This window comes from Amycolatopsis sp. CB00013, from assembly GCF_001905755.1.
Taxonomy (GTDB): domain Bacteria; phylum Actinomycetota; class Actinomycetes; order Mycobacteriales; family Pseudonocardiaceae; genus Amycolatopsis; species Amycolatopsis japonica.
On the sequence record NZ_LIWC01000004.1, the window covers coordinates 562,212 to 587,859 of the forward strand.

The 25,648-nt window shown below is 69.0% G+C and carries 32 protein-coding genes; 18 read left to right on the forward strand and 14 right to left on the reverse strand.

Annotation, left to right across the window (positions count from 1 at the left end; genetic code table 11):
• Position 1 precedes the first annotated feature (1 nt).
• Complete coding sequence (locus AMK34_RS29400) at positions 2-1,180, reverse strand: cytochrome ubiquinol oxidase subunit I (RefSeq protein ID WP_073847509.1); 1,179 nt, start codon at positions 1,178-1,180, stop codon at positions 2-4.
• A 140-nt stretch (positions 1,181-1,320) separates the two neighbouring features.
• Here AMK34_RS29400 and AMK34_RS29405 point away from each other — a divergent pair, with 140 nt between their 5' ends.
• Genes AMK34_RS29405 through AMK34_RS29435 form a run of 7 tightly spaced genes read left to right on the forward strand, consistent with a single transcriptional unit; the run spans position 1,321 to position 4,934 of the window.
• The gene (locus AMK34_RS29405) at positions 1,321-1,647 is read left to right on the forward strand and encodes a helix-turn-helix transcriptional regulator (protein WP_005155407.1); all 327 of its coding nucleotides are present in this window, start codon (positions 1,321-1,323) and stop codon (positions 1,645-1,647) included.
• A complete protein-coding gene (locus AMK34_RS29410) occupies positions 1,644-2,309 on the forward strand; it encodes a permease prefix domain 1-containing protein (RefSeq protein ID WP_073847510.1) in 666 nt (221 codons plus the stop codon). The genes AMK34_RS29405 and AMK34_RS29410 overlap by 4 nt, the downstream gene beginning before the upstream one ends.
• Positions 2,306-2,956 (forward strand): permease prefix domain 1-containing protein, encoded by a 651-nt coding sequence (locus AMK34_RS29415; protein ID WP_073847511.1) that lies wholly within the window; start codon positions 2,306-2,308, stop codon positions 2,954-2,956. Before AMK34_RS29410 ends, AMK34_RS29415 begins: the two co-directional genes overlap by 4 nt.
• Positions 2,953-3,627 carry a permease prefix domain 1-containing protein gene (locus AMK34_RS29420; protein ID WP_083650031.1) on the forward strand — a complete coding sequence of 225 codons (675 nt, stop codon included), beginning with the start codon at positions 2,953-2,955 and terminating at the stop codon, positions 3,625-3,627. Before AMK34_RS29415 ends, AMK34_RS29420 begins: the two co-directional genes overlap by 4 nt.
• The gene (locus tag AMK34_RS29425; RefSeq protein ID WP_037332168.1) at positions 3,624-3,926 is read left to right on the forward strand and encodes a DivIVA domain-containing protein; all 303 of its coding nucleotides are present in this window, start codon (positions 3,624-3,626) and stop codon (positions 3,924-3,926) included. Before AMK34_RS29420 ends, AMK34_RS29425 begins: the two co-directional genes overlap by 4 nt.
• A complete protein-coding gene (locus AMK34_RS29430) occupies positions 3,923-4,372 on the forward strand; it encodes an SRPBCC family protein (protein WP_038519104.1) in 450 nt (149 codons plus the stop codon). Before AMK34_RS29425 ends, AMK34_RS29430 begins: the two co-directional genes overlap by 4 nt.
• Positions 4,365-4,934, forward strand: coding sequence for a DNA-3-methyladenine glycosylase I (locus AMK34_RS29435; RefSeq protein ID WP_073847512.1), 570 nt, complete (start codon positions 4,365-4,367; stop codon positions 4,932-4,934). Before AMK34_RS29430 ends, AMK34_RS29435 begins: the two co-directional genes overlap by 8 nt.
• On the opposite strand, the gene AMK34_RS29440 is transcribed toward AMK34_RS29435, so the two are convergent.
• A complete protein-coding gene (locus AMK34_RS29440) occupies positions 4,931-5,404 on the reverse strand; it encodes a hypothetical protein (protein WP_073847513.1) in 474 nt (157 codons plus the stop codon). The two genes, AMK34_RS29435 and AMK34_RS29440, sit on opposite strands and share 4 nt — an antisense overlap.
• Before the next feature lie 109 nt (positions 5,405-5,513).
• Complete coding sequence (locus AMK34_RS29445) at positions 5,514-6,308, reverse strand: enoyl-CoA hydratase-related protein (protein ID WP_073847514.1); 795 nt, start codon at positions 6,306-6,308, stop codon at positions 5,514-5,516.
• A 196-nt stretch (positions 6,309-6,504) separates the two neighbouring features.
• Here AMK34_RS29445 and AMK34_RS29450 point away from each other — a divergent pair, with 196 nt between their 5' ends.
• Together AMK34_RS29450 and AMK34_RS29455 are read left to right on the forward strand one after the other, a co-directional pair.
• Positions 6,505-6,672 carry a DUF3117 domain-containing protein gene (locus AMK34_RS29450; RefSeq protein WP_005155393.1) on the forward strand — a complete coding sequence of 56 codons (168 nt, stop codon included), beginning with the start codon at positions 6,505-6,507 and terminating at the stop codon, positions 6,670-6,672.
• A 90-nt stretch (positions 6,673-6,762) separates the two neighbouring features.
• Positions 6,763-8,226 carry a leucyl aminopeptidase family protein gene (locus AMK34_RS29455; protein WP_073847515.1) on the forward strand — a complete coding sequence of 488 codons (1,464 nt, stop codon included), beginning with the start codon at positions 6,763-6,765 and terminating at the stop codon, positions 8,224-8,226.
• Positions 8,227-8,234: 8 nt separating this feature from the next.
• Here AMK34_RS29455 and AMK34_RS29460 read toward each other — a convergent pair whose 3' ends face one another.
• Together AMK34_RS29460 and AMK34_RS29465 are read right to left on the reverse strand one after the other, a co-directional pair.
• A complete protein-coding gene (locus tag AMK34_RS29460; RefSeq protein WP_073847516.1) occupies positions 8,235-8,846 on the reverse strand; it encodes a phosphatase PAP2 family protein in 612 nt (203 codons plus the stop codon).
• Positions 8,847-8,915: 69 nt separating this feature from the next.
• Entirely contained in the window at positions 8,916-9,800 is an 885-nt protein-coding gene (locus AMK34_RS29465) for a LysR family transcriptional regulator (RefSeq protein WP_073847517.1), read from the reverse strand.
• 105 nt (positions 9,801-9,905) lie between these two features.
• Between AMK34_RS29465 and AMK34_RS29470 the strand changes: the two genes are divergently transcribed.
• Positions 9,906-11,150, forward strand: a complete 1,245-nt coding sequence (locus AMK34_RS29470; protein ID WP_073847518.1) for an MFS transporter — start codon at positions 9,906-9,908, stop codon at positions 11,148-11,150.
• 13 nt (positions 11,151-11,163) lie between these two features.
• On the opposite strand, the gene AMK34_RS29475 is transcribed toward AMK34_RS29470, so the two are convergent.
• Entirely contained in the window at positions 11,164-11,814 is a 651-nt protein-coding gene (locus AMK34_RS29475) for an O-methyltransferase (protein WP_038519085.1), read from the reverse strand.
• A gap of 178 nt (positions 11,815-11,992) precedes the next feature.
• On the opposite strand from AMK34_RS29475, the gene sigE reads away from it, so the two are divergent.
• Both sigE and AMK34_RS29485 read left to right on the forward strand, forming a co-directional pair.
• Positions 11,993-12,613, forward strand: a complete 621-nt coding sequence (gene sigE, locus AMK34_RS29480; RefSeq protein ID WP_037332153.1) for an RNA polymerase sigma factor SigE — start codon at positions 11,993-11,995, stop codon at positions 12,611-12,613.
• Entirely contained in the window at positions 12,610-13,305 is a 696-nt protein-coding gene (locus AMK34_RS29485; protein WP_073847519.1) for an anti-sigma factor family protein, read from the forward strand. Before sigE ends, AMK34_RS29485 begins: the two co-directional genes overlap by 4 nt.
• Before the next feature lie 9 nt (positions 13,306-13,314).
• On the opposite strand, the gene AMK34_RS29490 is transcribed toward AMK34_RS29485, so the two are convergent.
• Positions 13,315-13,950: an LppU/SCO3897 family protein gene (locus AMK34_RS29490; RefSeq protein WP_073847520.1), complete on the reverse strand. Its 636-nt coding sequence runs from the start codon at positions 13,948-13,950 to the stop codon at positions 13,315-13,317.
• 160 nt (positions 13,951-14,110) lie between these two features.
• On the opposite strand from AMK34_RS29490, the gene AMK34_RS29495 reads away from it, so the two are divergent.
• Positions 14,111-15,652, forward strand: coding sequence for a trypsin-like peptidase domain-containing protein (locus AMK34_RS29495; RefSeq protein WP_073847629.1), 1,542 nt, complete (start codon positions 14,111-14,113; stop codon positions 15,650-15,652).
• Positions 15,653-15,707: 55 nt separating this feature from the next.
• A complete protein-coding gene (gene tatB / locus AMK34_RS29500) occupies positions 15,708-16,118 on the forward strand; it encodes a Sec-independent protein translocase protein TatB (RefSeq protein WP_073847521.1) in 411 nt (136 codons plus the stop codon).
• A 97-nt stretch (positions 16,119-16,215) separates the two neighbouring features.
• On the opposite strand, the gene AMK34_RS29505 is transcribed toward tatB, so the two are convergent.
• Genes AMK34_RS29505 through AMK34_RS29520 form a run of 4 tightly spaced genes read right to left on the reverse strand, consistent with a single transcriptional unit; the run spans position 16,216 to position 20,127 of the window.
• Complete coding sequence (locus tag AMK34_RS29505) at positions 16,216-17,361, reverse strand: Mrp/NBP35 family ATP-binding protein (protein WP_037332142.1); 1,146 nt, start codon at positions 17,359-17,361, stop codon at positions 16,216-16,218.
• Positions 17,362-17,370: 9 nt separating this feature from the next.
• Positions 17,371-17,880, reverse strand: a complete 510-nt coding sequence (locus AMK34_RS29510) for a DUF1003 domain-containing protein (RefSeq protein WP_037332140.1) — start codon at positions 17,878-17,880, stop codon at positions 17,371-17,373.
• Positions 17,873-19,171 carry a magnesium transporter MgtE N-terminal domain-containing protein gene (locus tag AMK34_RS29515; protein ID WP_038519074.1) on the reverse strand — a complete coding sequence of 433 codons (1,299 nt, stop codon included), beginning with the start codon at positions 19,169-19,171 and terminating at the stop codon, positions 17,873-17,875. The genes AMK34_RS29510 and AMK34_RS29515 overlap by 8 nt, the downstream gene beginning before the upstream one ends.
• Before the next feature lie 44 nt (positions 19,172-19,215).
• A complete protein-coding gene (locus tag AMK34_RS29520) occupies positions 19,216-20,127 on the reverse strand; it encodes an aminoglycoside phosphotransferase family protein (RefSeq protein ID WP_073847522.1) in 912 nt (303 codons plus the stop codon).
• A gap of 88 nt (positions 20,128-20,215) precedes the next feature.
• Between AMK34_RS29520 and AMK34_RS29525 the strand changes: the two genes are divergently transcribed.
• Together AMK34_RS29525 and AMK34_RS29530 are read left to right on the forward strand one after the other, a co-directional pair.
• Positions 20,216-21,061: a slipin family protein gene (locus tag AMK34_RS29525; protein ID WP_073847523.1), complete on the forward strand. Its 846-nt coding sequence runs from the start codon at positions 20,216-20,218 to the stop codon at positions 21,059-21,061.
• A 66-nt stretch (positions 21,062-21,127) separates the two neighbouring features.
• The gene (locus AMK34_RS29530) at positions 21,128-22,216 is read left to right on the forward strand and encodes a hypothetical protein (RefSeq protein ID WP_241832889.1); all 1,089 of its coding nucleotides are present in this window, start codon (positions 21,128-21,130) and stop codon (positions 22,214-22,216) included.
• Positions 22,217-22,234: 18 nt separating this feature from the next.
• Here the strand turns inward: AMK34_RS29530 and AMK34_RS29535 are convergent, their stop codons facing one another.
• From AMK34_RS29535 to AMK34_RS29545, 3 genes are read right to left on the reverse strand one after another with little or no spacing between them, the layout of a single operon-like run.
• Complete coding sequence (locus AMK34_RS29535; RefSeq protein WP_038524390.1) at positions 22,235-22,879, reverse strand: DUF4190 domain-containing protein; 645 nt, start codon at positions 22,877-22,879, stop codon at positions 22,235-22,237.
• A 52-nt stretch (positions 22,880-22,931) separates the two neighbouring features.
• Positions 22,932-23,321 (reverse strand): DUF4190 domain-containing protein, encoded by a 390-nt coding sequence (locus AMK34_RS29540; RefSeq protein ID WP_038519068.1) that lies wholly within the window; start codon positions 23,319-23,321, stop codon positions 22,932-22,934.
• Between the two features lie 31 nt (positions 23,322-23,352).
• Positions 23,353-23,670: a DUF4190 domain-containing protein gene (locus AMK34_RS29545; RefSeq protein WP_051972673.1), complete on the reverse strand. Its 318-nt coding sequence runs from the start codon at positions 23,668-23,670 to the stop codon at positions 23,353-23,355.
• A gap of 158 nt (positions 23,671-23,828) precedes the next feature.
• Between AMK34_RS29545 and AMK34_RS29550 the strand changes: the two genes are divergently transcribed.
• Entirely contained in the window at positions 23,829-25,025 is a 1,197-nt protein-coding gene (locus AMK34_RS29550; RefSeq protein ID WP_037332128.1) for an acyl-CoA dehydrogenase family protein, read from the forward strand.
• 60 nt (positions 25,026-25,085) lie between these two features.
• Positions 25,086-25,601 (forward strand): general stress protein, encoded by a 516-nt coding sequence (locus AMK34_RS29555; protein WP_073847524.1) that lies wholly within the window; start codon positions 25,086-25,088, stop codon positions 25,599-25,601.
• Positions 25,602-25,648: the final 47 nt, after the last annotated feature.

The following is a 25,648-nucleotide window of genomic DNA, read 5'->3' on the forward strand; positions in this document are numbered from 1 at the left end:
GTCAGACTCCGCTCAGGACGGGAAGTTCGGGACGCGGCGCGGCCGCTTCTTCGCTCGCGTCGGGGCCGCGTTTGGCGACCCGTGACATCAGCACCCAGTCGGCGATCGCGAGCGCCGCGAACAGCACCGTGAACGCGATGAAGGAGAACAGGATCTGCCCGGCAGGGATCGCCGCGACGGCGTCGGCGGTGGTCAGCTGCCCGCGGATCAGCCACGGCTGACGGCCGATCTCGCGTACCAGCCAGCCGAGGATCGCCGCGACGAACGGCAGCGGAATGGCCAGCACCATCACGTACAGCAGCGGCCGCACCTTGGTGATCCAGTTCCGGAACAGCAGCAGTGTGCCGAGCATCGAGGCGAGGAAGGCGATGAACCCGATCTGGATCATGAAGCCCAGCGACGCGCCGACCAGCGGATCAGGCGACTTGAGCTTGTCGGGGTGGTACTCGCCGAGCGGGCCGAACTGGCCGAAACCGAAGCCGATCACCAGGGTGCTGCCGACCAGCGAGGCGAGCACGCCGATCCGCATCGAGCGCTGGAAGAACTCGATCTCCTTGGTGCGCTTGATGAAGTGGTACGCGCTGACACCGACCACGAAGAAGCCGCCGGTCATGAGCGCCGCGCTCAGCACGTGCGGCAGCGAGCTCATCAGTGCCGGGTTGGTGAACAGTGCGCCGAAGTCGTCGAGCTTCAGCACGCCGTTTTCGGCGTGCGTGCCGACCGGGTTCTGCAGGAACGAGTTGGCCACCATGATGAACAGCGCCGAGGCGTACGCGGTCAGCGTGACCAGCCAGATCAGCGTCAGATGGACCCATTTGTTCAGCCGCCCCCAGCCGAAGATCCAGAGCCCCAGGAAGGTCGATTCGGCGAAGAACGCCACCAGCGTCTCGATGGCCAGCGGGGCGCCGAAGACGTCGCCCGCGACCGCGGACAGGCCGGTCCAGGTGAGTCCGAACTGGAATTCCATCACGATTCCGGTGACGATTCCCAGCGCGTAATTGATCACGTAAAGCTTGCCCCAGAAGCGAGTCATCCGCGTGAGTTCCGGCTTTTCGCCGAACGCGGAGCGTGTCTGCATCACCGCGACGAGTGTCACGAGCCCCAGTGTGAGCAGCACGAACAGGAAGTGGAACGAGGTCGTCGTCGCGAACTGGAGTCTCGCGATCGGGAGTGCGTCCATGCCGAAGCACTGTATACGTAGCCTGGCTACATGTAGCCACTAAATCTATGAAATCGGGGTGATCTCGGGGACATTCCCTGAGGCCGGTCCGGGAAAGTCCCGGCTACCCTGGCAGGCGGCGATGTGTAGACTGTCTATCTATGAAGGCCGACAGCCTGCGCGGGCACCTCGACGCGCTGCTCCTCGCCGTCCTCGACGGCCGGAAGCTGCACGGATACGCCATCATCGAGGCGCTCCAGCTCCGCAGCGACGGTGCGCTCGACCTGCCGACGGGCACCGTCTACCCGGCGCTTCGCCGGTTGGAGCGCGCCGGATTCCTCGCCAGCGAATGGGATGTCGTGTCCGGCCGCAAACGTCGTACGTACAAGCTCACCCGCTCGGGGCAGAAGGCCTTGGCGGCGGAACGGGCGGAGTGGCAGGAGTTCACCACCGTGATCGGTGGTGTCCTCGGGGGGAGCACGGCATGAGCACGATCGAGGCCTACATCGGCGATCTGGACACGAGATTGCGCGGGTCGGCGGGGGCGAAGGCCGATCTGCTCACCGAGGCCAAGGACGGTCTGATCGACGCCGCCGAGGCGTATCGCGAGGGTGGTGTCGACGAGGCGGAGGCCGAACGCCGTGCCGTCGCCGATTTCGGCCCGGCCGCCGTGATCGCCCGCGAGTACCAGGCCGAGCTGGCGTTGCGCGGCGACATCGGCACGTTGTGGAAGGTCATCGTCGGCATCCCGCTGATCCAGGTGGGCTGGGAGCTGGCGCGGATCTGGACCTACGGCGACTGGAGCCGGAGCGGGAATTCGCATCCGGAGTGGTACATGTCCGTCATCGAACTCTTCGGCGTCCTCGTTCTCGTTCCACCCGTGATCGGGGTGGTCGCGCTGTTCGGGACGCGACGGCTGGGGCGCAGGCTCGACAGTGTCCGGCTGGGGAAGGTGACGCGGTGGACGGTGGGCGCCGCGGCGAGCACGAACCTGCTGGCGTTGCTGCTGCTCACCGTGGGTACGGCGGCCCTCGATCCGTCCAGGCTGAACGTGAGCCTGGTGTGCAACGTGCTGGCGATCGGCTGGGTCGCGTTCAGCTTCTGGCTGCTCCCGCCGGCCTTCCGGCCCCGGCCCGCGCTCGCCGCATGAACGCGATCGAGGCCTACATCGACGAGTTGGACGGCCGCTTGCGCGGGCCGCGGTCGGCGAAGGCCGATCTGCTCACCGAAGCGAGGGACGGTCTGGTCGACGCCGCCGAGGCGTATCGCGAGGGTGGTGTCGACGAGGCGGAGGCCGAACGCCGTGCCGTCGCCGATTTCGGGCCCGCCGACCTGATCGCTCGTGACTACCAGGCGGAATTGGGACTCCGGCGCGACATCCGCGTGCTGTGGGAGCTGATCGCCGGTGTCCCGCTGCTGATCCTCGGCTGGGATTTCGCACGGGGCTTCGGCGACTGGTCGCGGTTCGGCGACGCGCCGTCCTGGTATCACCGAGCGATCGGTGCGGCCGACACACTCGCGGCGCTGTCCCCGGCCATCGCGGTCGCCGGGTTGCTCGCGGCGCGGTTGCTTTCCCGGCGTGCGGGCGGTCCGCCCGTCGCCCGCGCGGTCTCGTGGTCGCTGGCGGGCGCGGTGGGTCTGAACCTGCTCGCGGTCGCGACGTACGGCGGCGCGACCGGACTGCTGGAACCCGCGCGCATGCTCGTCAGCGTGCCGTGCGCGGTCATGTCCGGAACCTGGATCCTGTTCAGCATGCGGCTCGCGGTCGCCGCGCGGAGTCGGAGAGCCACGGCATGACGGTGATCGAGGCGTACCTCGGGGAACTGCGCACCCGCCTGGACGGCCCGGCGTCGGCGAAGCGGGATCTGCTGCGCGAGGCACGGGACGGGCTCAACGACGCCGCGGACGCGTATCGCGATGGAGGCTGGAGCGAGCACGAGGCGCAACGGCGCGCGGTCGCCGATTTCGGGCCGGTGCATCTGATCGCACGGGACTATCAGGCCGAACTGGGGATGCACAGCGGCACCCGCACCCTGTGGAAACTGATCCTCGGTGTGCCGATGATGCAGCTCGCCTGGGAGTTCGCCCGCAAATGGACCTTCGGTGACTGGTCGCAGCTTTCGACGCCGACCCCGGGTTGGTACAAGTACGTCGCGCAGTTCACCCACGGCTCGGTGTTCATCGTGCCGATGCTGGGCGTGATCGCGCTGCTCTGCATGCGCTGGCTTTCCCGGCGGATGGACGGCGCGCGGCTGGTCAGGACGGCCGGCGTCCTGATCGGCGAGGCCGTCGGGCTGAACCTGCTTTCGGTGGCACTGCTGGTGATCGCCACCGGGTTCATCGACGCGTCGAGGCTGTTCCTGTCGGTGCCGTGCGGCATCCTCATGGTGCTCTGGGTGGTGCTCAGCGTGCGACTCGCGTTGCTGGCGCGACGATCGTGGCGTTCGTGTGCCACGATCGTGGCGTGACGACCGCCCTGATCTATCTCGTAGTCATGCTGCTGGTGGCCGCCGTGGTGTTCTTGCTGGCCGCCGTGGTGTTCGGCAGGGGTGAGGAGCTGGCCCCGCTGCCGCCCGGCGGCTCGCCGACCAGGCTGCCCGCCGAGGACATCACCGCCGAGGACGTCCACGCCGTCCGCTATCAGATGGTGCTGCGCGGCTACAAGATGTCCGAAGTGGACTGGGTGATGCGGCGGCTCGGCGTCGAGATCGAGGACCTCCGGGCCAAGGTGGCCGAACTGGAGGCCGAGCGCGAGGGCGCCAGGTGACCGATGTCGTCGTCTCCGTCGACGTCGCGGTACCGGCCGGGACGGCTTGGCTCGCCCTGACCGACTGGGAACGCCAGGGCGAATGGATGCTCGGCACCGAGGTCAAGGTCGTCGAGGGCAACGGGCGCAGCGTGGGGTCGAAGCTGTCGGCGTTCACCGGTGTCGTGGGGATCGGCTTCACCGACACCATGGAGATCACCAGCTGGGAGCCGCCGCTGCGTTGCGTCGTGCGGCATACCGGCAAGATCGTGCAGGGCACCGGGGTCTTCCAGGTGATCGAGAAGGGGCCGCATTCCTCGACGTTCGTCTGGGCGGAGCATCTGCGGCCGCCGTTCGGCGTCGTCGGACGGCTCGGCTGGCCGGTCGCGAAACCGGGCTTCGAACTGGGACTGCGGTTGTGCCTGCAGAGATTCGTGAAGTACGCGGAGGGGTACCGGGTTGGCTGAGGCGGGTCTGCTGGGCGCGGACGGGATCAAACGGTGTTCGTGGGGCAACTCGGCGCCGGACTACGTCGAGTACCACGACACCGAGTGGGGCGTCCCGCTCCACGGTGACAAAGAGCTGTACGAGCGGCTGTGCCTGGAGTCGTTCCAGTCCGGGCTTTCGTGGATCACGATCCTGCGGAAGCGGGAGTCGTTCCGGAAGGCGTTCGCCGGGTTCAAGCCCAAGAAGGTCGCGGTCTTCACCGACGACGACGTTTCCCGCCTCATGGAAGACGCGTCGATCGTGCGGAACCGGGCGAAGATCCTGGCGGCGATCAACAACGCGCGGGCGATCGCGGAACTGGACGGTTCGCTGGACGACCTGCTGTGGTCGTTCGCGCCGGTTCGGCAGAAGCGGCCGCGGCGGATGGCGGACGTACCGGCGATCACCGACGAGTCGAAGGCGATGGCGAAGGAACTCAAGAAGCGCGGCTTCGTGTTCCTGGGGCCGACGACCTGCTACGCGCTGATGCAGGCGACTGGAATGGTCGACGACCACGTGAAGGACTGCTTCCGGGCCGCTTAGCCCGCGTGCAGGTCTTCGGCCAGTCTGTGCAACGTGCGGTAGCTGCCGTCGAGTTCGATCCTGCCGCCGTCGCGGAGTTCGATCACGCAGCGCGCGGAGCGGGCGACGGGAATCAGGCCCGTCCAGAGGGAGCGGGTCGAGTACTGGACCGAGCGGACTTCGGGCCAGGTGATCGCGTGGAGCACCTTGCGTCCGTGTACGTCGGCGAAACCGCCTTCGAAAACGTACAGGCCACCGTCGAGCCGTCTCCTTGTCGACACGCACCACCAGAGGAAGAGTGGCGGCCACACGAACAGCGTGATCGCGAGCGCCCCGGTCAGGTCACCTTCGCGGATCCCGAGCGCCAGCGCGCCCGCGAGAGGCGCGAAGGCGAAGAAGGTCCCGACAATGCCCGGCCTGCGGCGATAGCGGTGGAGCAATCCGCCGAGGTCGTGCTCGGCGGCTGTCGCCTGGAGGTGGGGCGGGATCACTGCGGGAGGTTAGCCGCGGTTGCCCGGTACCGGTCCCGGATGTCATGAAAGGGTCGTTCAGGACATCTTTCGTCCTGAACGACCCTTTCATGACATGTCCGGCGAGCGGCTACTTGCCCTGGAAGTTCGGCTTGCGCTTGCCCACGAAGGCCTCGACGGCCTCGGTGTGGTCCGCGGTCGCGCCGAGCGCGGACTGCGCGGCGTCCTCGGCGTCCAGTGCCTCTTCGAGCGTGGACTCGGCGGCGACCGCGAGGACGTTCTTGATCTTCGCGTACGCGACCGTCGGTCCGGCCGCGAGCTTCGCGGCGACCTTCTGCGCGCGGGCGGCGAGTTCTTCGTCCGGGACGACCTCGCCGACCAGGCCGAGCGCCAGCGCCTCGGCGGAATCGACCGTGCGCGCCATCAGCATCAGCTCGGCCGCGCGGCCGAGACCGATCAGCCGCTGCAACGTCCACGACGCGCCCGAGTCCGGGCCGAGGCCCACGTTCGCGAACGCCATCAGGAAGTTCGCCGACGTCGCCGCGATCCGGAGGTCGCTCGCGTACGCGAAGGCCGCGCCCGCGCCGGCCGCCGGGCCGTTCACCGCCGCGATGACCGGCTTCGGCATCCCGACGATCGTCTTGACGATCGGGTTGTAGTGCTCCTTGACCGTGTGTAGCGGCGCGGGGTCACCCGCCTGCAGCAGCCCGACGTGCTCCTTCAGGTCCTGCCCGGCGCAGAAGGCCTTGCCGGAACCGGTCAGCACGACCGCGCGGACGCTGTCGTCGGCCGCGGCCTCGGTCAGGCCCGCCAGCAGCAGTTCCTTGAGTTCGACGGTCAGCGAGTTGTACGCCTGCGGCCGGTTCAGCGTGAAGGTGCGCACGCCATCGGCGTCGGCGGTCAGCAGAACGTCGGATGTGGTCACGGGATCTCCTAGTCGGCGAAACTGCGGTCTGAGACGAAGTCTTTCAGCCTCGCGAGCCGCATACCAGCACCGATACGGCGGCAAAAGATCGGTCCGCGTTCGCGCTCGGCCGCTGATGAGGGACAATGGACAGTAGACCCGGCTGGCTTTGACGAGCGCGACCCGGGCGCGCCGGTTGAGACGGAGGGAGCACGCTATGGCGGCCATGAAGCCCCGGACCGGAGATGGTCCCCTCGAAGTGACTAAGGAGGGGCGGGGCCTCGTGATGCGCGTACCACTCGAAGGTGGTGGGCGCCTCGTCGTCGAACTCTCCGCGGAAGAAGCGAAGGATCTCGGCGCGGCCTTGCAGGAGGTCACCGGCTGAGCCGGACCGCACCAACGTTCAACCACCCGCACCCCGGTCTCCCTTCGGAGGCCGGGGTCGCGGTTCATCTGCGCCCGGAGGTCGCTCACTGTGCGTAACCCGCTACCCCCCGTTCCGGGGAAGCTGCTCGAACTCGAGGTCTCGGACGACCTAAGGCGCGGTACGCCGCTGGCCACGCTGATCGCGGCGCCGTCCGAAGAGGACGGTGACGCCGGACTCGCGGAGATCGGCGGCGTGCGGCCCACCGGCAAGGCCGGTGACGTACAGACCGTGCCGACCGGCGGCGTCCGCTGGCTGGCCGGCGTCGGAGACGGCGAGCCCAAGCAGTACCGCAAGGCCGGTGCCGCGCTGGTCCGCGCCGTTTCGTCGGCGCTGGAGGAAGACGTCAAGGCGGGCCAGAAGGCGTTCCGCGCCTTCGCCGTCGAGCTGCCCGAGGACGCGGGCACCGAGCACGTCGAGGAGCTCGCGTTCGGGCTGCTGCTCGGCGGTTACCGGTTCACGGTGACGGCCGAGGACCCGAAGCCGAGCCTGCGGACCGTGCGCTTGATCACACGTCACGAGCACGCCGCGGACGCCTTGGAGCGGGTCCGCGAACTCGCCGCGGCCGCCGCGTTCGCGCGCGACCTGGCGAACACGCCGTCGAACATCAAGACCCCCGCCTGGCTCGCCGACACGGCCGTCCGCGTCGCCGGCGGCCTCCCGAACCTGACCGTGACGGCCAGGGACGAGAAGTGGCTGGCCGAGCAGGGCTTCGGCGGTGTCCTCGCGGTCGGTGGCGGTTCGGCCGCGCCGCCGCGGCTGATCGAACTGGAGTACCGGCCGCGCGGGGCGACAACGCATCTGCTGCTGGTCGGCAAGGGCATCACCTTCGACACCGGCGGCCTTTCGATCAAACCGGCCGACGGCATGCACCTCATGCGCACCGACATGGCGGGCGGCGCGGCCATCATCGCCGCGGTCCGCGCGATCGCCGCGCTGCGCCTGCCGGTCAAGGTGACCGCGCTGGTGCCTGCCGCCGAGAACCACGTTTCCGGTTCGTCGTACCGGCCCGGCGACATCGTCCGGCACTACGGCGGCAAGACGACCGAGGTGGGCAACACCGACGCCGAGGGCCGCATGGTCCTGGCCGACGCCCTCGTCTACGGCATCAAGAAGCACAAGCCGGACGCGGTGATCGACGCGGCGACCCTGACCGGCGCCATGAAGGTCTCGCTCGGCGTCCGCACCGGCGGTGTCTTCGCCACCGAGGACGCGCTCGCGGAGCGGGTCACGAAGGCGGGCGAGCGGGTCGGCGAGGCGTGGTGGCGGATGCCGCTGCTGGAGGATCTGGCCGAGACCGTCCAGGGCTCGCTCGGCGACGTCCGGCAGGCGCCGGGCGGCCCCGGCGGCATCGTCGCGGCGCTGTTCCTGCGCGAGTTCGTCGGGGACGTGCCGTGGGCGCATCTCGACATCGCCGGCCCCGCGCGGGCCGACAAGACCTACGTGGACGTCGTGCCCGGGGCCACCGGGTTCGCGGCGCGGACGCTGGTCGAACTGGTCGCTTCTTACGCCTGACCTGCGGTTTATCTGCGGGGTGGTAGCAAAGGTCCCTTGCTCCCACCCCGCAGATCGACCTTCGGCATGGGCTGGGTCGGCGCGTCCCCGGCGTGGGCGGTGAGCCGCCGGGCGATCCCGGTCGCGGGACCGGTCAGGTATCGGTACACGAGCCACGCCGTCACGGAGCCGAGGACGAGCCCGGCGAGTACGTCGTGCGGGTAGTGCGCGCCGACGAAGACCCGCGAGAAGCCCATCAGTACCGCACCCGGGAGCACCCACGGCGCGAGTCGCCGCCAGGCGAGTGCCAGCCCGACGGCGGCCGCCGCCCCGATGGTGGAGTGGTTGCTCGGGAAGGACCAGTCGCCGATCGGCGGGCAGTCGACGAGCGTCACGAGGTTCCGGCACGGCCGGTCCTCCTGGATCACGCTCTTCAGGCCTTCGCTGATCAGGTACGCGATCGCGGTCGCGGCGGGCGGCAGCAGCGCCACGGCGATCCGGGTGGGCGAAGTGCGCGCCCGCCACAACATCCAGGCGAAAAGCCCCGCGAAGACGAGCAGTCCTGCTTCGGTGAACAGGATTCCTGCCGCCTGAAGCCAGCTCGGGCTTTCCCCCGCCAACTCCACGATGTCGTCGTACATTCACCCGAAGTTAGCGAAAACGACGCGCCCGCAGGGTGGACGAACGGCAGGGATCGACCCTGACGATCGTCACCAGGGGTGCGCGCGGACCCGTTCCCGGAACCGCAGGACGGCGGGCGGCAGGACGACGTCCCTGCGCCAAGCCAGCCCGATGGTCCGTCCGATCGGCGGCACCAGCGGGACTTCGGCGACACCCGCCGGGCTGCCCGGCTCGAAACGGGGGAGCAGCGCGACGCCGAGCCCCGCCGCGACGAGGCCTCGCACGGTGTCGGACTCCTGCCCTTCGAAGGCGATCTTCGGCTCGAAGCCGGCCGCGGCGCACAGTTCGTCGGTGATGGTGCGGAGGCCGTAGCCGGTCTCGAGGAGCACGAACTCCTCGTCCTTGAGGTCCTCGATGGCGGCGCTGGGCCGGTCGGCGAGGCGGTGCGACGTCGGTACGGACAGGAAGATCTCCTGCTCGGACAGCACGGCGGTGTCGAGCAGCGGATCGTCGACGGGGGCGGGTGCGAGCAGCGCGAGGTCGAGCTCGCCACTGGTCAGCCGGTCGACCATGTCCTGACGTGAGCCCTGGACCAGCGTGAACCGGACTCCCGGGTGGTCCGCGCGATAGCCGCGGAGCAGCGTGGGGACCAGCGACCGGCCGAGCAGGTGCAGGAAACCGAGGACGATGTGCCCGGATTCGGGGTCGACCTCCTCGCGGGCTTGGCGGACCCCGGCGTCGACGGCGGCGAGCGCGCGCTCCGCGGCGTCGGCGAGCAGCTCGGCGGCCCGGGTGAGCCGGATGCCGCGGCCGTCGGGGACCGTCAGCGGTGCGCCGAGGGCCTCGCCGAGCGCCGCGATCCGGCGGCTCACCGTGGGTTGCGGGACACCGAGCAGTTCGGCCGCGCGTGTGACGTTCGTCGTGCGGCGCAGTGCGGTGAGCAGAGCGAGCTGGGGGGCTAGCTGGGCGGTCATCCTTTCATTCAGCACGGTATCGATTGTGGCAGATGAGCGTATTAGACGTATCGTTTAGCCAGGCTTAGCTTCGAGGTCGTGCCTGCCCCCGGAACCACCCGCCGCGTGACGATCGCCGTCGCCGCGGCCGGGATCTCCTCGTTCGCGCTGCTCTACGCGCCGCAGCCGGTGCTGCCGCAACTGGCCGAGCAGTACCACCTCGATCCCGGTGGCGCCTCGCTCGCGGTGAGTGTCGCGACCGGCGCGCTCGCGATCGCCGTGCTGCCGATCGCGGCGCTTTCGGAGGTCGTGGGGCGGCGTCCGGTGATCATCGCCTCGGTGGTCGCGTCGGTCGTGTTCGGTTTCCTGCTGCCGCTGGCGCCGAGCTATCCGGCGCTGCTCGTGCTGCGGGCACTGCAGGGGGTCGCCATCGCGGGGTTCCCCGGCGTGGCCGCGGCCTACCTCGCGGAACGGCTCGGCAAGGCCGGGCTGGCGGCGGCGGTGGGCGCGATGATCGCGGGGAACACCGTCGGCGGCATGGTCGGACGGCTCGCGGCCGGGTTCACCGCCGGACCGTTCGGCTACCAGGGCGCGCTGCTCGTGGTCGCGGTGATCGGGCTGGTCTGCACTGTGGTCACGGTGCTGGCCCTGCCGCCGGGGGAGCAAGGGACCTTTGCTACCACTTTCGCGGATCGGCGCAGGTCAGAGCGCTTTCGCGACCAGGGCAAGGCGGTGCTGGCCGGGCTCGGCGCGGCCGTCCGGAAGCCGGTCCTACTGGTCCAGTACGCGGTCGCGCTCCTGGCGATGGGCTCGTTCGTCGCGCTCTACAACGCCGCCGGCTTCCGCCTGACCGGCGAGCCGCTGAACCTCTCGCCCGCGATCGCGTCGCTCGTCTTCCTCGCGTACGCGATCGGCTCGGTCTCTTCGGCGACGGCGGGCAAGCTCGTCGGCCGCTTCGGGCGACGCCGCGCGCTCGCCGGTGCCCTGCTGCTCACGATCGCGGGCGCCGCGCTGACGCTGTCCGACTCACTGCCCATGGTCGTCGCCGGGTTCGTGGTGCTGACCGGCGCGTTCTTCGCCGCGCACGCCGTCGCCAACGGCTGGGCCGCGGCGGAGGCGCCCGAGAACGCTCGGGGCCAGGTGGGCGGGCTCTACACGCTTTCGTATTACCTCGGCAGCAGTGTCGGCGGTGCCGTCGGTGCGACCGTGTACGGACACGCGGGCTGGACCTGGCTGATCGTGCTCACCGCCGCCTGGCTGGCCATCGCCGCGGTGGCCGTGCTGAAGGGGACTTTCCCCGCATCACACGCGATGAAAGCGCCCTTCGCCGCGTCCGATGCGGTGAAAGCGTCCTTCAGCCCCCGGCGGTAGCAAAGGTCCCTTGCTACGCGATCGCGGCGACCAGCAGCCCGCCGCCCACCGGCAACAGCGCCGGGACCAGCCGCTCGTCCTCCCGGAAGGCCCGCGCGACCTCCCGGAGCGCGAGGGTGTCCGGATCACGACGTGAGGGATCGGTCACCCTGGTCCCCGAGACGTTGTGGAACGCCAGTATCCCGCCGGGCCGCAGCAGCGCGACGGCCTTCTCGTAGCAACTCGGGTACTCGACCGGCGCCGAATCGACGAACACCAGGTCGTAGCCTCCGGGGGTGAGCCGGGGGAGGACGTCGAGCGCGCGACCCATGATCAGCCGGGTCCGCCCCGGCGGGTAGCCGGCCTCGCGGAACGCCGCCCGCGCCGCCCGGTGGTACTCCGGCTCGATGTCGATCGAAGTGAGGATCCCGTCGTCGACCATGCCGCCGAGCAGGCACAACCCGCTCACCCCGGCCCCGGTCCCGACCTCGACGACGGCCTTCGCCCGCAGCGTCGTGGCCAGGAAACGGAGAGTCGCGCCCGCGCCCGCGCTCAGCGGGCCGCATCCCAGATCGGCCGACCGCGCCCGCGCGGCGGCCAGTACCTCGTCGTCGGGGACGTAGCCGTCGACGAGATCGGCGTCGGCGGCCTCGGCAGGCGAGCCCGCATGCGTCCCGGAATTCACACGCGGAGGTTAGCGCTGCCTATCGCCAAAAGAGCAGAAGACTCCTGGTAACGACTTCTCAGCCTCCTCTCAGTCCAGTCTCACTAGAAACATAAGCAGGCCGGACAGACTGGTCCTCGACAACGGGAACACCGTGCTCATCGCCCGCGTTGGGTGGAGTAGTTGGGAGAAGACGCTGATGGAGGTGCCTACTTCCCCGATGCAGGACACGATGCAGGACCAGCACGCGGACCAGGTCACGCCGGTGACGGTGGACGAGGCCGCATGGACGCCGCCCTCGTGGGACGAGGTCGTGCGTGAGCACGCCGACCGCGTGTACCGGCTGGCATACCGCCTGACCGGTAACGCCCACGACGCCGAGGACCTGACGCAGGAGACCTTCATCCGGGTCTTCCGCTCCCTCGCGTCCTACAAGCCCGGCACGTTCGAAGGCTGGCTGCACCGCATCACCACGAACCTCTTCCTCGACATGGCCCGCCGCCGCTCGCGCGTGCGGATGGAAGGCCTCCCCGAGGACACCGACCGCATCGTCGGTGACGACCCGAGCCCCGAGCAGGTCTACTCGGACACGCATCTCGACCCGGACCTGCAGGCCGCGCTCGACGAGTTGCCGCCCGAGTTCCGTGCCGCGGTCGTGCTGTGCGACGTCGAAGGCCTCTCGTACGAGGAGATCGGCGCCACCCTCGGTGTCAAGCTCGGCACCGTGCGCAGCCGGATCCACCGCGGCCGCCAGGCGCTTCGCGCTTCTTTGGAGCGTCGTCGCGCCGCGGCGCAGGAGTCTGCGAAGGTGGGGGTATGACCGCACCGCGAGGTTGGGGACTCCCCGAGTCGCATCTGCTTCCGGACGCCATCGTCGCCTTCGTGGACGGCGAGCTGACCCTCGGCGCCCAGGACAGGGCTTCGGCGCATATCGCCCGTTGCCAGTCCTGCGCCGCCGAGGTGACCGCCCAGCGCCAGGCCGTCGCGGCCGTGAAGCAGGCGGGAGCCCCGTCGATGTCGGCGGGTTTCCTGGCCAGCCTTTGCTCCATCCCGCAGAACACCGAACTTCCCGGCACGCCGGACAATCTGGCGATGACCGCGGACGGCCAGCTCGTGGCCATCCAGCGCCCCGACCGGGTCGCCGGCCTTCGCGACACCGGGGTCTTGGGCGGTACGGGGGTTTTGGGAGGCACAGCGCCGTTGGGATCATCGGCGCCGCTGGGCCAGTCGCCGAACGTCCTCGGCGGCGGGCGGTTCGGTCTCGCCCGGCGGAAGTACGCGCAAGGCGCCGGAGTCGTCGTTTCGGGCTTGGTGCTGAGTGCCCTGGCCCTGGTCGCGACCTCGGGTGACGGCACCGAAGACCAGCCCGCCACCGGTTTCACCCCGCCGCAGGGCGTCAACGCCGGGCTGCTGCCCGCGCAGCTGGGCGGCGGCACCCAGCCGGAACCGCCGCGCAGCACCACGCCGAGCCCGAGCACGTCCAGCCGGCCCATGCCCGTCTCGGCCCGCTGATCCGCTTCGTCAGGGTTTGACGAAGCAGATCGTCGCGCTCTTGAACTTCTGCGTCGCGCCGTACGCCGAGTAGGAGATCACCTCTTCTGTGCCCTCCTTGCACGGGCTGTTCACGTAGCTGGCCTCGCCGAACACCTCGCTGATCCTCAGCCGCGCTCCCGAGCAGTTCACCAGCGGCGGCGGGGTCTTGGTCTTGATGTCGTCGAAACACAGGCCAATCCGGGCGTTGATCCCCAGACAGAGTCCGACGCCTTCACCGCGCAGCGGCGTCGCCACCGAGTAGGTGTAGAAGCCCTCCGGGCAGTCGCCCTTGACCGTGCCCTTGACGCTCACGACGTACGGCGTCTGCGGGTCGTCGCAGGCGGCCTTCACCGCGTCCGCCTCTTTGCCGGCGCCGGTCAGCTGGACGCAGTCGCCGGCCTCCACCTTGGCGGCCTGCTTCTCCGGCCCCGCGACCGATTTCATCACGACGACCAGGCCGATCCCGCCGCCGACCACGACGAGCGCCGCCACGAGCAGCAGCACCTTCAGCTTGGTGGACATGCCCTTCTTCTGGGGTGGCTGCTGCGGCCAGCCCTGCTGCTGCGGCCACTGCTGGTGAGGGACGTTCTGGGGCGGATAAGGGGCCCCCGGGTTCTGCGACATGGCCGTCAGCGTGCCACAAGTGAGACATCTTCGCGGCAAGTGTCACATTTCTGTCCGGTCCGGGGAATCAACGCGCACTTCACCGTGGTCACGGCAGAATCCACGGTGAGGCTTGGCGTACTCTCGCGTCCGGCCAACCTGATCTCAGCCCCGGGGAATGATGACCGAGCAGCCGAACGCGAAACCGCAGCAGCCTGGTGACCCGGCGGGGGATCGGCTGGCACCGCGCCCGCTGGCCCGGCCCGCCGTCGATCCGGCGCAGGCGGCCACGTTCGGGAGGCCGCATGGCGTCGATGGCGCCTTCGACAAGCTGTACCAGCCCAGCCCGAACGGACAGCCCGCACCGGGCCTGAATCTGGCGCCGCCGACGCCGGAATCACTCGCCGAAGCCTTCCGTCGCCCGCCGGGCGCCGAAGGTGTCGTGCTGGAGCGGCCGCACGGGACCAACGGCTCCGGGCCGTCCGCGAACGGCGCGGAAGACCCGCTCTGGACCACGACGTCGGACCCGTGGCGTGATCCCGGTTCCGGCGCGGTGCTCGCCGGGCCCGCCGTGCAGCAGGACACGGAAGAAGAGAAGCAGGCGAAGCGCCCGCAGGGTGCGCTGCTGAGCCTTCCGGAGGTCCTCTTCGGGCGGCGTGTGCAGACGAAGGCACTGGCGATGCTCGCCGCGGTCGCGCTGGTCATCGGCGCGGTCGGCGGGCTGATCGGCTGGTGGTTCGCCGACACCGGCACCGAACTGACCGGCCAGGCCAGCATCTCCGAGGCCGACGCGGCCAAGGAGCGTCCGGCGGGTTCGATCGCGGACATCGCCCACCGAGTGGCGCCCGCCGTGGTTTCCCTCGAAGTCTTCAAACCCGGCGCCGACGCGGGCCAGCAGGGCTCCGGTGTCGTCATCGACAACCAGGGCTACGTGCTCACCAATGAACACGTGATCTCCGCCGCGACGGCCGACGCGGCCACCAAGGTCACCGCCGTGTTCTTCGACGGTAAGCGCGTCGAGGCGAAGGTCGTCGGCGCCGACGCCAAAACCGACCTGGCCGTGGTCAAGGTCGACGTCAAGAACCTCACCGCGCTGCAGGTCGGGAAGTCTTCCGACCTGGCCGTCGGCGACTCGGTGATCGCCGTCGGTTCGCCGCTGGCGCTGCAGAACTCGGTCACCGCCGGCATCGTGAGCGCGCTCAACCGCCCGGTGACCGCGGGCGGCGACGGCGGCAGCGCGCCGGTGATCTACGAAGCCATCCAGACCGACGCGGCGATCAACCACGGCAACTCGGGTGGCGCGCTCGTCGACGCGACCGGCGCGCTGGTCGGGATCAACTCGGCGATCCGCTCGTCCAGCGCCGAAGGCGGCAGCATCGGCATCGGATTCGCCATTCCCAGCGACTACGCGGTGAAGATCGCGAAAACACTGATCAAGGACGGCAAGGTCGTCCACCCCGACATCGGCATCAACGCTTCGTCGACCGTCGCGGGCTCCAGCACCATGGGCGCACAGGTCCGCAACGTCGCCCCTGGGGGCCCCGCGGCCTCGGCGGGGATCAAAGAAGGCGACGTCATCACGGAAGTCGGCGGCCGGCTCGTGCGCGACTCGGCGGAACTGCTCGTCGCGGTCCGCGCCCGCGAAGTCGGCGAAGTGGTCCCTGTCCGGCTTGTCCGGGATGGGTCTTCACTTGTCGTGGACGTGAAACTGGCCTCGGACTAGCGAGTTCGGACGGGTACCCTGAACGGGGAAGACGCCGAGGCGGAGGTTCACACGGGTGTTCGAGAGTGTCGGCTGGGGAGAGATCCTCATCATCGTCGTCGCGGGTCTTTTCATCCTCGGTCCGGAGCGGCTGCCTGAAGCGGCGTCCTGGGTGGCGAAGAGCGTCCGCAAGGTCCGCGACTTCGCGACCGGGGCCAAGACGCAGCTGCGCGAGGAGATGGGCCCGGAGTTCGATCAGCTGCGCAAGCCGCTGGAGGATCTGCGCGGCCTGCGGAACTTCGACCCGAAGAGGGTCGTCACCCAGCACCTGTTCGACGGTGACACGGATCCGCTGGGGCTCAACAACGTCAACGGGGCGAACGGCGCCAACGGTGCCTCGAAGCCCAACGGGCACCCGGCGCCGGCTTCGCAGCCTGAGCCGCTGAAGCCCGGTGAGCGCCCTCCGGTCGACCCGGACGCCACCTGACCCAGGCCTTCGACCCCATGCATTTAGTCCTCTGGATGCGATCCTTGCGTGCGCAAGTACCGCATCCAGAGGACTAAATGCATGAGTAGGGGGACGGTCAGCGGCCAGCGGGGGTGACGTTCAGCATCATCCCGGCCAGCCCGCGCGCCCGGACGGTCAGCTTCTTCGCCGCCTCCTTGAGCACGAGCGACGCCGGCGCGTCCGGCTCGGCCAGCACGATCGGCGTGCCCGCGTCGCCGTTCGAGACCACGCGCGGGTCCATCGGGACCTGCCCGAGCAGCGGCACCGTCGAGCCGACCGACTTCGACAGCGAGTCGGCGACCGACTGCCCGCCACCGGAGCCGAAGATCTCCATCTTCTGGCCGTCGGGCGTCTCCAGCCACGACATGTTCTCGATGACCCCGGCCACCCGCTGCCGCGTCTGCAGTGCGATCGCGCCCGCGCGCTCGGCCACCTCGGCGGCCGCCTGCTGCGGGGTGGTGACGACCAGGATCTCCGCGTTCGGGATGAGCTGCGCCACCGAGATCGCGATGTCGCCGGTGCCCGGCGGCAGGTCCAGCAGCAGGATGTCGAGGTCGCCCCAGAACACGTCGGCGAGGAACTGCTGCAGCGCGCGGTGCAGCATCGGCCCGCGCCACACCACGGGGGTGTTGCCCGGGGTGAACATGCCGATCGAGATCACCTTCACGCCGTGTGCCTGCGGCGGCATGATCATGGTGTCGACCTTGGTCGGCTTCTCCCGCGCGCCGAGCATCCGCGGCACCGAGTGCCCGTAGATGTCCGCGTCCACGACGCCGACGGACAGCCCGCGTTCGGCCATCGCGGCCGCGAGGTTCACCGTCACCGAGGATTTGCCGACGCCGCCCTTGCCGGACGCGACGCAGTAGACGCGCGTCAGCGAGCCCGGCTGCGCGAACGGGATCACCGGTTCGGCGGCGTCACCGCGCAGGGATTTTCGCAGCTCCGTGCGTTGCTCGTCGCTCATCACGTCGAGCTCGACCCGGACGTCGTTGACGCCGGGGAGCTTCTTGACGGCTTCGGTGGTGTCGTTGGTCAGCGTCGCCTTCAGCGGGCAGCCGGCGACCGTCAGGTAGATCCCGACGGTGACCACACCGTCCGAGCCGACCTCCACGTCCTTGACCATGCCGAGTTCGGTGATCGGTTTCTTGATCTCCGGGTCGTACACGGCCTTCAGCGCGGTGCGGACATCGTCGACGCTGGGGAGTTGCTGCGTACTGGTCACCCCACCATGTTACGTACCGGTAGGCGTGCGGTCGGGTTTGGCCTTGCGCGGCTTGGCGTCAAGATCCTCACGGAGCCGGTCGAGCTCGCCCCGCAGGAAGTCCCGGGTGGCGACCTCGCCGAGCGCGATCCGCAGCGACGCGAGCTCCCGCGCGAGGTATTCGGTGTCGGCCTTCGTCTGCGCGGCGCGGTTCCGGTCCTCGTCGAGGGAGACGCGGTCGCGGTCGTCCTGCCGGTTCTGCGCCAGCAGGATCAGCGGCGCGGCGTACGCGGCCTGCGTCGAGAACGCCAGGTTCAGCAGGATGAACGGGTACGGGTCCCACCGCAGCGAGACCGCGACCAGGTTCAGCACGATCCAGACGATGACGATCAGCGTCTGCCAGAACAGGTACTTGCCGGTGCCGAGGAACCGCGCGATCCGTTCGGTGAACCGGCCGAACGAGTCGGGGTCGATGTTCAGCCTGAACCGGCTCTGGCCGCGGGGCTGGTCGAGCCGCCGCCCGGACGTCAGTTCAGGCACGTTCGGCCTCCTCGGTGATCTCGCCGGTGATGTCGTGCAGCCCGGTCTCGCGCCAGTCCTCCGGGAGCAGGTGGTCGAGCACGTCGTCGACGGTGACCGCGCCGAGCAGGTGGTCCTCGGCGTCCACCACCGGCCCGCAGGTGAGGTTGTAGGCGGCGAAGTAGCGCGTGACCTCGGACAAGGTGGCCTTCGGTCGCAGCGCGGGCAGCTGGGAGTCGATGGCGGCCGCCACCATCTCCGCGGGTGGCTCGCGCAGCAGCCGCTGGAAGTGGACGACGCCGACGAAGCGCCCTGTCGGCGTCTCCGTCGGCGGACGGCAGACGAACACCATGCTCGCCAGCGCCACCGGGAGGTCCGCGTTGCGGATGTGCGCGAGCGCCTCGGCGATCGTGGCGTCCGGGGTCAGCACCACCGGCTCGGGGGTCATCAGACCGCCCGCGGTGTCGGAGGAGTACTCCAGCAGCCGCTTCACCGGCGCCGACTCCTCGGGTTCCATCAGCTCCAGGAAGCGGTTCTGCTCGGCGGGCGCCAGTTCGGCCAGCAGGTCGGCGGCGTCGTCGGGGTCCATCGCTTCGAGGATGTCGGCGGCGCGTTCCTCGGCGAGATAGGACAGCAGTTCCTTTTGGTCGTCCTCGGGAAGCTCCTCGATGACGTCGGCGAGGTGCTCGTCGTCCATCGCGTCGGCGACCTCGTGTCGTCGTTTGAGCGGCAGATCGCGGACCGTGGCGGCGACGTCGGCAGGGCGCATCGTGTCGAACAACATCAGCAACTGTGCCGCGCCCTGGGTCTGGCCGGTCAGGTCGGTGAGCCCGAGCCCGGACACCTCCGACCACGGCAGCACCTGCATCGCCGAACGCCGCCTGCCGAGCCCGAGCCTGCTCGACCGTTCGCGGATCGCGAGCTTCGCGAGCACCCAGTCCCGCGTCCGCGTCGGTTCCATGGCGGCGTCGACGACGGTGATCCTGGTGTCCGAGCCCGCGAGCGTGGCGTACGCGTCGAAGAGCTGCCCGACCACGAGCACCTCGTTGGGCCGCTGGTGGAAGCGCCGCATGTTCACCGATCCGGTGGCGAGCGTGACCGCGCTGGGCTCGATCGAGGTCACCCGCAACATCGGCACGAACACGCGGCGCCTCGTCGTCAGCTCGACCACGATGCCCAGGATCCGCGGCGGCTGCTGATCGAGGCGCAGGCCCGCCACCAGGTCCCGCACCTTGCCGATCGATTCGCCATCGGGCCCGAAAACCGGCAAACCGGCCAGCTGAGCTGCGAATACCCTGTTCACGGCTGCCATGCCCGAAGGTTATCCGCTCCCGGGGCCCGCGACGATTCGTGTGATCACCGCAATGCCCACGCCGCGATTCCGGGGACGGCGGCGTAGGCCGGGTCTTCGGCGATGGTCTCGGGCGAGGCGCCCTCGGCGAGGTCTTCGTACAGCCAGGTCCAGTTCTGCACCGCGCGCACGAGCGTCCACGCCCGCGCCCGTTCCGCGTCCACCCCGGCCGCCGCGCAGAACCACTTGAGCTTGTCGTCCATTGTGGACTCTTCCGCGCGGTTCCAGAGGATCGAGATCGCGCCGAACTCCAGATCACCCGAAAGCGGCTTCGGGTCGATCACCAGCCACGGTTCGCGCGTCCCGGCGAGGACGTTCTCGAAGTGCAGATCCTCGTTCACCATCAGCTCACCGGCTTCCGGCCCGAGGTTCACGCAGATTTCCACCGCGGCGTCGACGTACTTGCGCTCGAACGGTTCGCCCAGTTCGCTCCAGGTCTCCGGGAGTTCGGTGACCAGCTCCGCGGCCTCTTCCCGAAGAGATCGCTGCAGTGTTTCGGGAGCGGGGACGGCCAGCCGCCGCGCCAGCGCGCCGACGGTCTCGACGGCCTCCTGGATCGGCTCCGTTTCCAACGACCGGGTGGCGTCGAGCCGCTCCAGGAGCAGCACACCGTCCTCGGGCACGTTGTCGTACATCAGGACCGCGCCCTGACCGGCCCAAGTGGACAGTGCGAGCGGTTCGTCGTCGGACTCCTCGTGCGGCCAGCCGAGTTTGAGGATCGCGGGGGAGCCGTCCGCGCGGCGCACGGGCTGCGCGACACCGACGAAACCGTGCATGGCCTCGCCGTCGTATTCGAGTTGCCACTTGGCGGTGTACTTCTCGGCGAGGAACGGGAGGGAATCGAGCCACTCGGCGGCTCCGGGGCCGAGGTCGGCGGCGCGGTCGAGGAACTTGGGCGGGATCTTGAAACCGGTCACGAACCCACCTTGGCAGGCCTGTCCACCGTGTTTCCCCCGTGACTCGCCGGGCGTACCGTGAACAGCGAGAACAACCCCGGGAGCAGCCATGGTGGTGGAGATTCTCAGTGCGGTCGCCGTCGCGGGCGGAGCTTGGCTCGCGGCCAGCCTTCGCGTGGTGAAACAGTACGAACGCGGTCTCGTGTTCCGGTTCGGGCGGGTGCGCCCGGCCATCCGGGAGCCGGGGCTCGCGCTGCTCGTGCCGATCGCGGACAGACTGCAGAAGGTCAACATGCAGATCGTCACGATGCCGATCCCCGCACAGGACGGCATCACCCGCGACAACGTCACCGTGCGGGTGGACGCGGTCGTGTACTTCAAGGTGATCGACCCGGTGCTGGCCGCGGTCAACGTGCAGGACTACCGCTCGGCCGTCGGGCAGGTCGCGCAGACCTCGCTGCGGTCCATCATCGGCAAGAGCGACCTGGACGACCTGCTGTCCAACCGTGAGCGGCTGAACGAGGGCCTGGAGCTGATGATCGACAGCCCGGCGCTGGACTGGGGCATCCACATCGACCGGGTCGAGATCAAGGACGTCGCGCTGCCGGAGTCGATGAAACGCTCGATGTCACGCCAAGCCGAAGCCGAACGCGAGCGGCGGGCGCGGGTCATCTCGGCCGACGGCGAACTGCAGGCGTCGCACAAACTCTCGCAGGCGGCGGCGACCATGGCCGACACCCCGGCGGCGCTGCAGCTGCGGCTGCTGGAGACGGTCGTGCAGGTCTCGGCGGAGAAGAACTCGACGCTGGTTCTGCCGTTCCCGGTGGAACTGCTGCGCTTCCTGGACGCGAACACGCCCAAGAAGGAGGCGCTTCCGGAGGACGCGCCGGCCAATGGTCAGGTGGCGCCGGCGCCGAGGGAACCGGGCGACGTGGGGCAAGTTTCCGAGACGTGAAGAAGCCCCAGGCGCTTGCATCAGAGGCGACACTGGGGCGTTCGTCACTGACGGTAGCATCTTCGGGTGCCATCCGTCGAGACCGAAGAGTCCATGGTCTGGAACCTGCTGTCCGAACCCCGAATGGCTCCCTATCTCGAAGGAGCGTCGGGAGACCAGGTCGCGGCCCTGCGGTTGTACGAGTGGAGCGCGCGCACGTCCTCCGCCGCTTTCGAGGTGGTGGGTCATCTCGAGGTGCTCCTTCGTAACGCTCTGGATAGGTGTCTTCGCGAGCACTTCCGAGAGGATCAGTGCGGCATCCCGTGGTTCTTGCTGCCGACTCCGGGAGGGGACCATGTGGCGGAGGCCGTCGCCGCCGTGCGGGAGCGGCTGCGCCCCCAGCGGAAGGAAACCCGGCATCAGATCATCGCAGGGTTGAGCTTCGGTTTCTGGTCCGGTTTGCTCGGCCCCAAGTACGAGGAACTCTGGCGCGACTGTCTTCATCGCGCTTTCCCGAACTCGTCGGGAAAGCGAAAACAGGTCGCCGTCGCGGTCGAGCGGGTCCGCAAGTTCCGGAACCGGCTCGCGCACCACGACTCGACGATCAACGTCGACATACCCTTCGAGCTTCGCCAGATGTTCGAACTGGCAGCGTATATCGACGCGGATGCCGCGCGATGGCTGAAGCGGTGCAGCGGACTGATGACCGTCTACGCACAACGACCGGTCACGATCGACGACACCGTCGTCGTGTCGGCGAAGCACGCTTGGCCGCTGTACGAGACCTGCTCCGCTTACGTGTGCCAATCCGGGCGGGCATTCCGGCCGATCGAGCGTGTGGCGTTCTACGCGGACCGTCAGGTGAAGCTCGACGTGCCCGCCGTGCTTCACCGCCGGGACAATGTCGAGTGGTCCTCGGAAGAGGCAGCGCGGCTCGGTGCCTCCGACGATCGGCTCGACCGCAAGATCGCCAAAGTCATCGAAGCGTCGGACGAGAACTGGAGGGATGGCCGCTATCAGGTCTTCTTGCTGACCGGTCCAGGCCATCCCGACCACCGGCGGCTACGGGCGGCGTTACCCCACCTCGGCACCGGCAGAGGCTCGGCATTCGTCCAGCGGCAGCGGTATGTCTCCCTGCACTCGTTGGAGAACGCGGCGACGACGGCCGACCTCTAGGCCGGACGAGGCCCGACGCTAATCGAGTTCGCCGTTCACCCCGAGGATGATCATCGTCCCGATGAACCCGACGTACAGCGCGATGACGATGTACGCGATGACCACCGCCGCGAGCGCGATGCCGCGTCCGCCCGCTTCGCCACGGTTCGCCTTCGCCAGCCCGATGTGCCCCAGGATCAGCCCGACGATCACGGTGACGCACGAGCAGATCCCGACGAGCGAGCACACCAGCCCGGCGATCGCCATCCCGTTGTCCTGCGAACGCGGGGGTGCCGCCATCGCGTACGGGTTGTACGGCTGCGGCGGCGGATAAGCGGCAGGCAACGGCACGGGCGTGTACACCGGAGGGACCGAAGTGTCCGGAGCCGTGAAGGGCGGCGGGACGGGCTCGGCGGTCAGCGGGTCGATGGTCTGCCCGTACGTCTCGACCGGGACGGGAGTCTGCTCGGGAACAGGAGCCGGGTCGGGCGCGGAAGCCGAAGGCACCTCGAACGGGGCGGGCGGCACGAACGGCGGGGGCGGGGTGAACGGCTCCGGCGGCTGGAACGGCTGCGGGCTCGACGCGGTCTCGGACGCCGAGGACGCGGAAGTCGGATCCGAGAAGGTGTTCGAGTCGGTGTAGGACGACGTCGACGGTGTGTCCTGCGAGTCGGAACTGCTCATCCGGTTGGCCCCCTGGTTCGTGCGGGACACCACCGTATCGTCCGGGGACGGGTCACGAGACGCCCGCGGCACCGATCGCGAGCACCACGAAGATGAACCACAGGATGACCGGGATCAGCCACAGCCCGGTGACGACGTACCCGATGATCATGCCCGCCTGCGCCATGCCCTGGCCGCCGGCTTCACCGCGTTTGGCCTTCGAGAGCGCGATGTGCCCGAAGATGATCCCCAGGATCGCCGGGAAGCACATGAGCAGCCCGATCAGCGAGCACACCAGCGACGCCACCGCCATGCCCTGGTCCGGCGGCCGCACATAGGCCTGCTGGACGTAGTACTGCTGCGGCGGCGGTTGGTACGGCTGGAGTCCGTAGGGCTGCTCGAACTGCCCGGACGGCTGATGCCCGTACGGCTGCTGCCCATACGGGTCGTGCGGATTCGTCATGCTGGTCCCCTCGTAGACGAGGACCGTATCGCTACCGGAAAGCGCCGTGTTTCGCGGCGACGTTGAGCAGGACCGGGATCGCGATGGCGTACAGGACGATCATCAGGTAGCCGACGATGAACGCGGCGAGCGCCATGCCCTTGCCGCCGGCCTCACCGCGCCGGGCTTTCGCGAACGCGACGTGCCCCAGGACGATCCCCGGGATCACGGACACCAGCCCGATCAGCCCGAAGAGTGAAAAGATCAAGGCGACCGTCGCGAGGCCGGAATCCTTGCTCCGCGCCGGAGGCTGGTTCGGGAAGGCGTACTGCTGTTGCGGCGGGAACCCGCCGAAAGGCTGCTGAGCCACGTTTCGTCCCCCTCGGACTGTGATCGGCTTGTCACTGTAGTGGCATGCTCACGGATGGCGTACGCGTGACTGCGCTCATAGCGAGGTCCCACGTCAGACGGCATACTCACCGGTAACCCAGCGCCGGGAGCCCGGTGCGCGCGAATTTAGGAGCAGCGATGGCTCGCCTCGCCCAGACCGCCGGCTTGACCGACGTGCAGTCCGAAATCCTGGCCACGGTCCGCCAGTTCGTGGACAAGGAGGTCATCCCGCGCGCGCAGGAACTCGAGCACTCCGACACCTATCCCGCCGAAATCGTCGAGGGGATGAAGGAGATGGGCCTGTTCGGGCTCACCATCCCGGAGGAGTACGGCGGCCTCGGCGAATCGCTGCTGACCTACGCGCTCGTGGTCGAGGAGATCGCGCGCGGCTGGATGAGCGTCTCCGGCGTCATCAACACGCATTTCATCGTGGCGCACATGATCAAACAGCACGGGACGCCGGAGCAGAAGCAGCACTTCCTGCCGCGCATGGCGACCGGTGAGGTCCGCGGCTCGTTCTCGATGTCCGAGCCGGACCTCGGTTCCGACGTCGCCGCGATCAAGACCCGCGCCCGCAAGACCGACGACGGTTACGTCATCGACGGTTCGAAGATGTGGCTGACCAACGGCGGCAGCTCCAACCTGATCGCGCTGCTCGTCAAGACCGACGAAGGCGCGGAGAAGGCCCACCAGAACCTCACCACGTTCCTGATCGAGAAGCCCGAGGGCTTCGGCGAGGTCGCGCCCGGCCTTACCATCCCCGGCAAGATCGACAAGATGGGCTACAAGGGCGTCGACACCACCGAAGCCGTGTTCGACGGCTACAAGGTCGGTGCCGACAAGGTCCTCGGCGAAGCGCCGGGCAAGGGCTTCGCGTACATGATGGACGGTGTCGAGGTCGGCCGGGTCAACGTCGCCGCCCGCGCCTGCGGTATCGCGATCCGCGCGTTCGAACTCGCGGTGGAGTACGCCCAGCAGCGCAAGACCTTCGGCAAGGCGATCGCCGAGCACCAGGCGATCGCGTTCAAACTCGCCGAGATGGCCACCAAGGTCGAGGCCGCGCACCTGATGATGGTCAACGCCGCCCGCCTCAAGGACTCCGGCGCGCGCAACGACGTCGAGGCCGGAATGGCGAAGCTGATCGCGAGCGAGTACTGCGCCGAGGTCACCCAGGACTCGTTCCGCATCCACGGCGGCTACGGCTACTCCAAGGAGTACGAGATCGAGCGCCTCATGCGCGAGGCGCCGTTCCTGCTCATCGGCGAGGGCACCAGCGAGATCCAGAAGACCATCATCAGCCGGGGTCTGCTCCGCGAGTACAAGTCCCGCTCCTGAACGTTCGCGCCTTTCGCCCGTCCTTGAGAAGATGGACCAGGACGGGCGAGAGGTGATTACGTGAGTGCTCCCTTTGGCGGAAGCGGCCGGGCCGCGGGTGGGCTGCCCAGGCTGCCGACACCGCCTTCCGGCTGGCCGATCGGTTCCTACGCGACGTACGGCGAAGCCCAGCAAGCCGTCGGCTTCCTCGCGGAGAAGGAGTTCGGGGTCACCGACGTGACCATCGTCGGTGTCGACCTGATGCTCGTCGAGCGCGTCGTCGGCAGGCTGAGCTGGGGACGGGTGCTGGGCACCGGCGCGGTGTCCGGCGCGTGGTTCGGCCTGATCATCGGTCTGCTGCTGGGCATGTTCAACAACCAGGGTTTCGCCTGGCAGCCCATGATCGGCGGGCTCGTGCTCGGCATCCTGGCGTGGACGGTCTTCGCCGCGATCAGCTACAGCATGTCCCGCCGCGACTTCTCCTCCGCGAGCCAACTGGTCGCCGGCCGTTACGACGTACTCTGCCAGCCGCGTTCGGCCGAACAGGGCCGTGAGCTCCTGGCCCAGCTGGCGTTGGGCGGCCGCCCCGCCGGATGACATTCGGCGGTACTCGTTCACCTGTTCGTCGTGCAGTCCGCTGAATC

What these genes read in the sequence shown, in the direction of transcription:
- AMK34_RS29400 (WP_073847509.1), bottom strand. Translation starts at nt 1,180, where the DNA reads ATGGACGCACTCCCGATCGCGAGACTCCAGTTCGCGACGACGACCTCG.
- AMK34_RS29405 (WP_005155407.1), top strand. Translation starts at nt 1,321, where the DNA reads ATGAAGGCCGACAGCCTGCGCGGGCACCTCGACGCGCTGCTCCTCGCC.
- AMK34_RS29410 (WP_073847510.1), top strand. Translation starts at nt 1,644, where the DNA reads ATGAGCACGATCGAGGCCTACATCGGCGATCTGGACACGAGATTGCGC.
- AMK34_RS29415 (WP_073847511.1), top strand. Translation starts at nt 2,306, where the DNA reads ATGAACGCGATCGAGGCCTACATCGACGAGTTGGACGGCCGCTTGCGC.
- AMK34_RS29420 (WP_083650031.1), top strand. Translation starts at nt 2,953, where the DNA reads ATGACGGTGATCGAGGCGTACCTCGGGGAACTGCGCACCCGCCTGGAC.
- AMK34_RS29450 (WP_005155393.1), top strand. Translation starts at nt 6,505, where the DNA reads ATGGCGGCCATGAAGCCCCGGACCGGAGATGGTCCCCTCGAAGTGACT.
- AMK34_RS29460 (WP_073847516.1), bottom strand. Translation starts at nt 8,846, where the DNA reads ATGTACGACGACATCGTGGAGTTGGCGGGGGAAAGCCCGAGCTGGCTT.
- AMK34_RS29465 (WP_073847517.1), bottom strand. Translation starts at nt 9,800, where the DNA reads ATGACCGCCCAGCTAGCCCCCCAGCTCGCTCTGCTCACCGCACTGCGC.
- sigE (WP_037332153.1), top strand. Translation starts at nt 11,993, where the DNA reads ATGGAGGTGCCTACTTCCCCGATGCAGGACACGATGCAGGACCAGCAC.
- AMK34_RS29485 (WP_073847519.1), top strand. Translation starts at nt 12,610, where the DNA reads ATGACCGCACCGCGAGGTTGGGGACTCCCCGAGTCGCATCTGCTTCCG.
- AMK34_RS29490 (WP_073847520.1), bottom strand. Translation starts at nt 13,950, where the DNA reads ATGTCGCAGAACCCGGGGGCCCCTTATCCGCCCCAGAACGTCCCTCAC.
- AMK34_RS29495 (WP_073847629.1), top strand. Translation starts at nt 14,111, where the DNA reads ATGACCGAGCAGCCGAACGCGAAACCGCAGCAGCCTGGTGACCCGGCG.
- AMK34_RS29515 (WP_038519074.1), bottom strand. Translation starts at nt 19,171, where the DNA reads ATGGCAGCCGTGAACAGGGTATTCGCAGCTCAGCTGGCCGGTTTGCCG.
- AMK34_RS29525 (WP_073847523.1), top strand. Translation starts at nt 20,216, where the DNA reads ATGGTGGTGGAGATTCTCAGTGCGGTCGCCGTCGCGGGCGGAGCTTGG.
- AMK34_RS29535 (WP_038524390.1), bottom strand. Translation starts at nt 22,879, where the DNA reads ATGAGCAGTTCCGACTCGCAGGACACACCGTCGACGTCGTCCTACACC.
- AMK34_RS29540 (WP_038519068.1), bottom strand. Translation starts at nt 23,321, where the DNA reads ATGACGAATCCGCACGACCCGTATGGGCAGCAGCCGTACGGGCATCAG.
- AMK34_RS29550 (WP_037332128.1), top strand. Translation starts at nt 23,829, where the DNA reads ATGGCTCGCCTCGCCCAGACCGCCGGCTTGACCGACGTGCAGTCCGAA.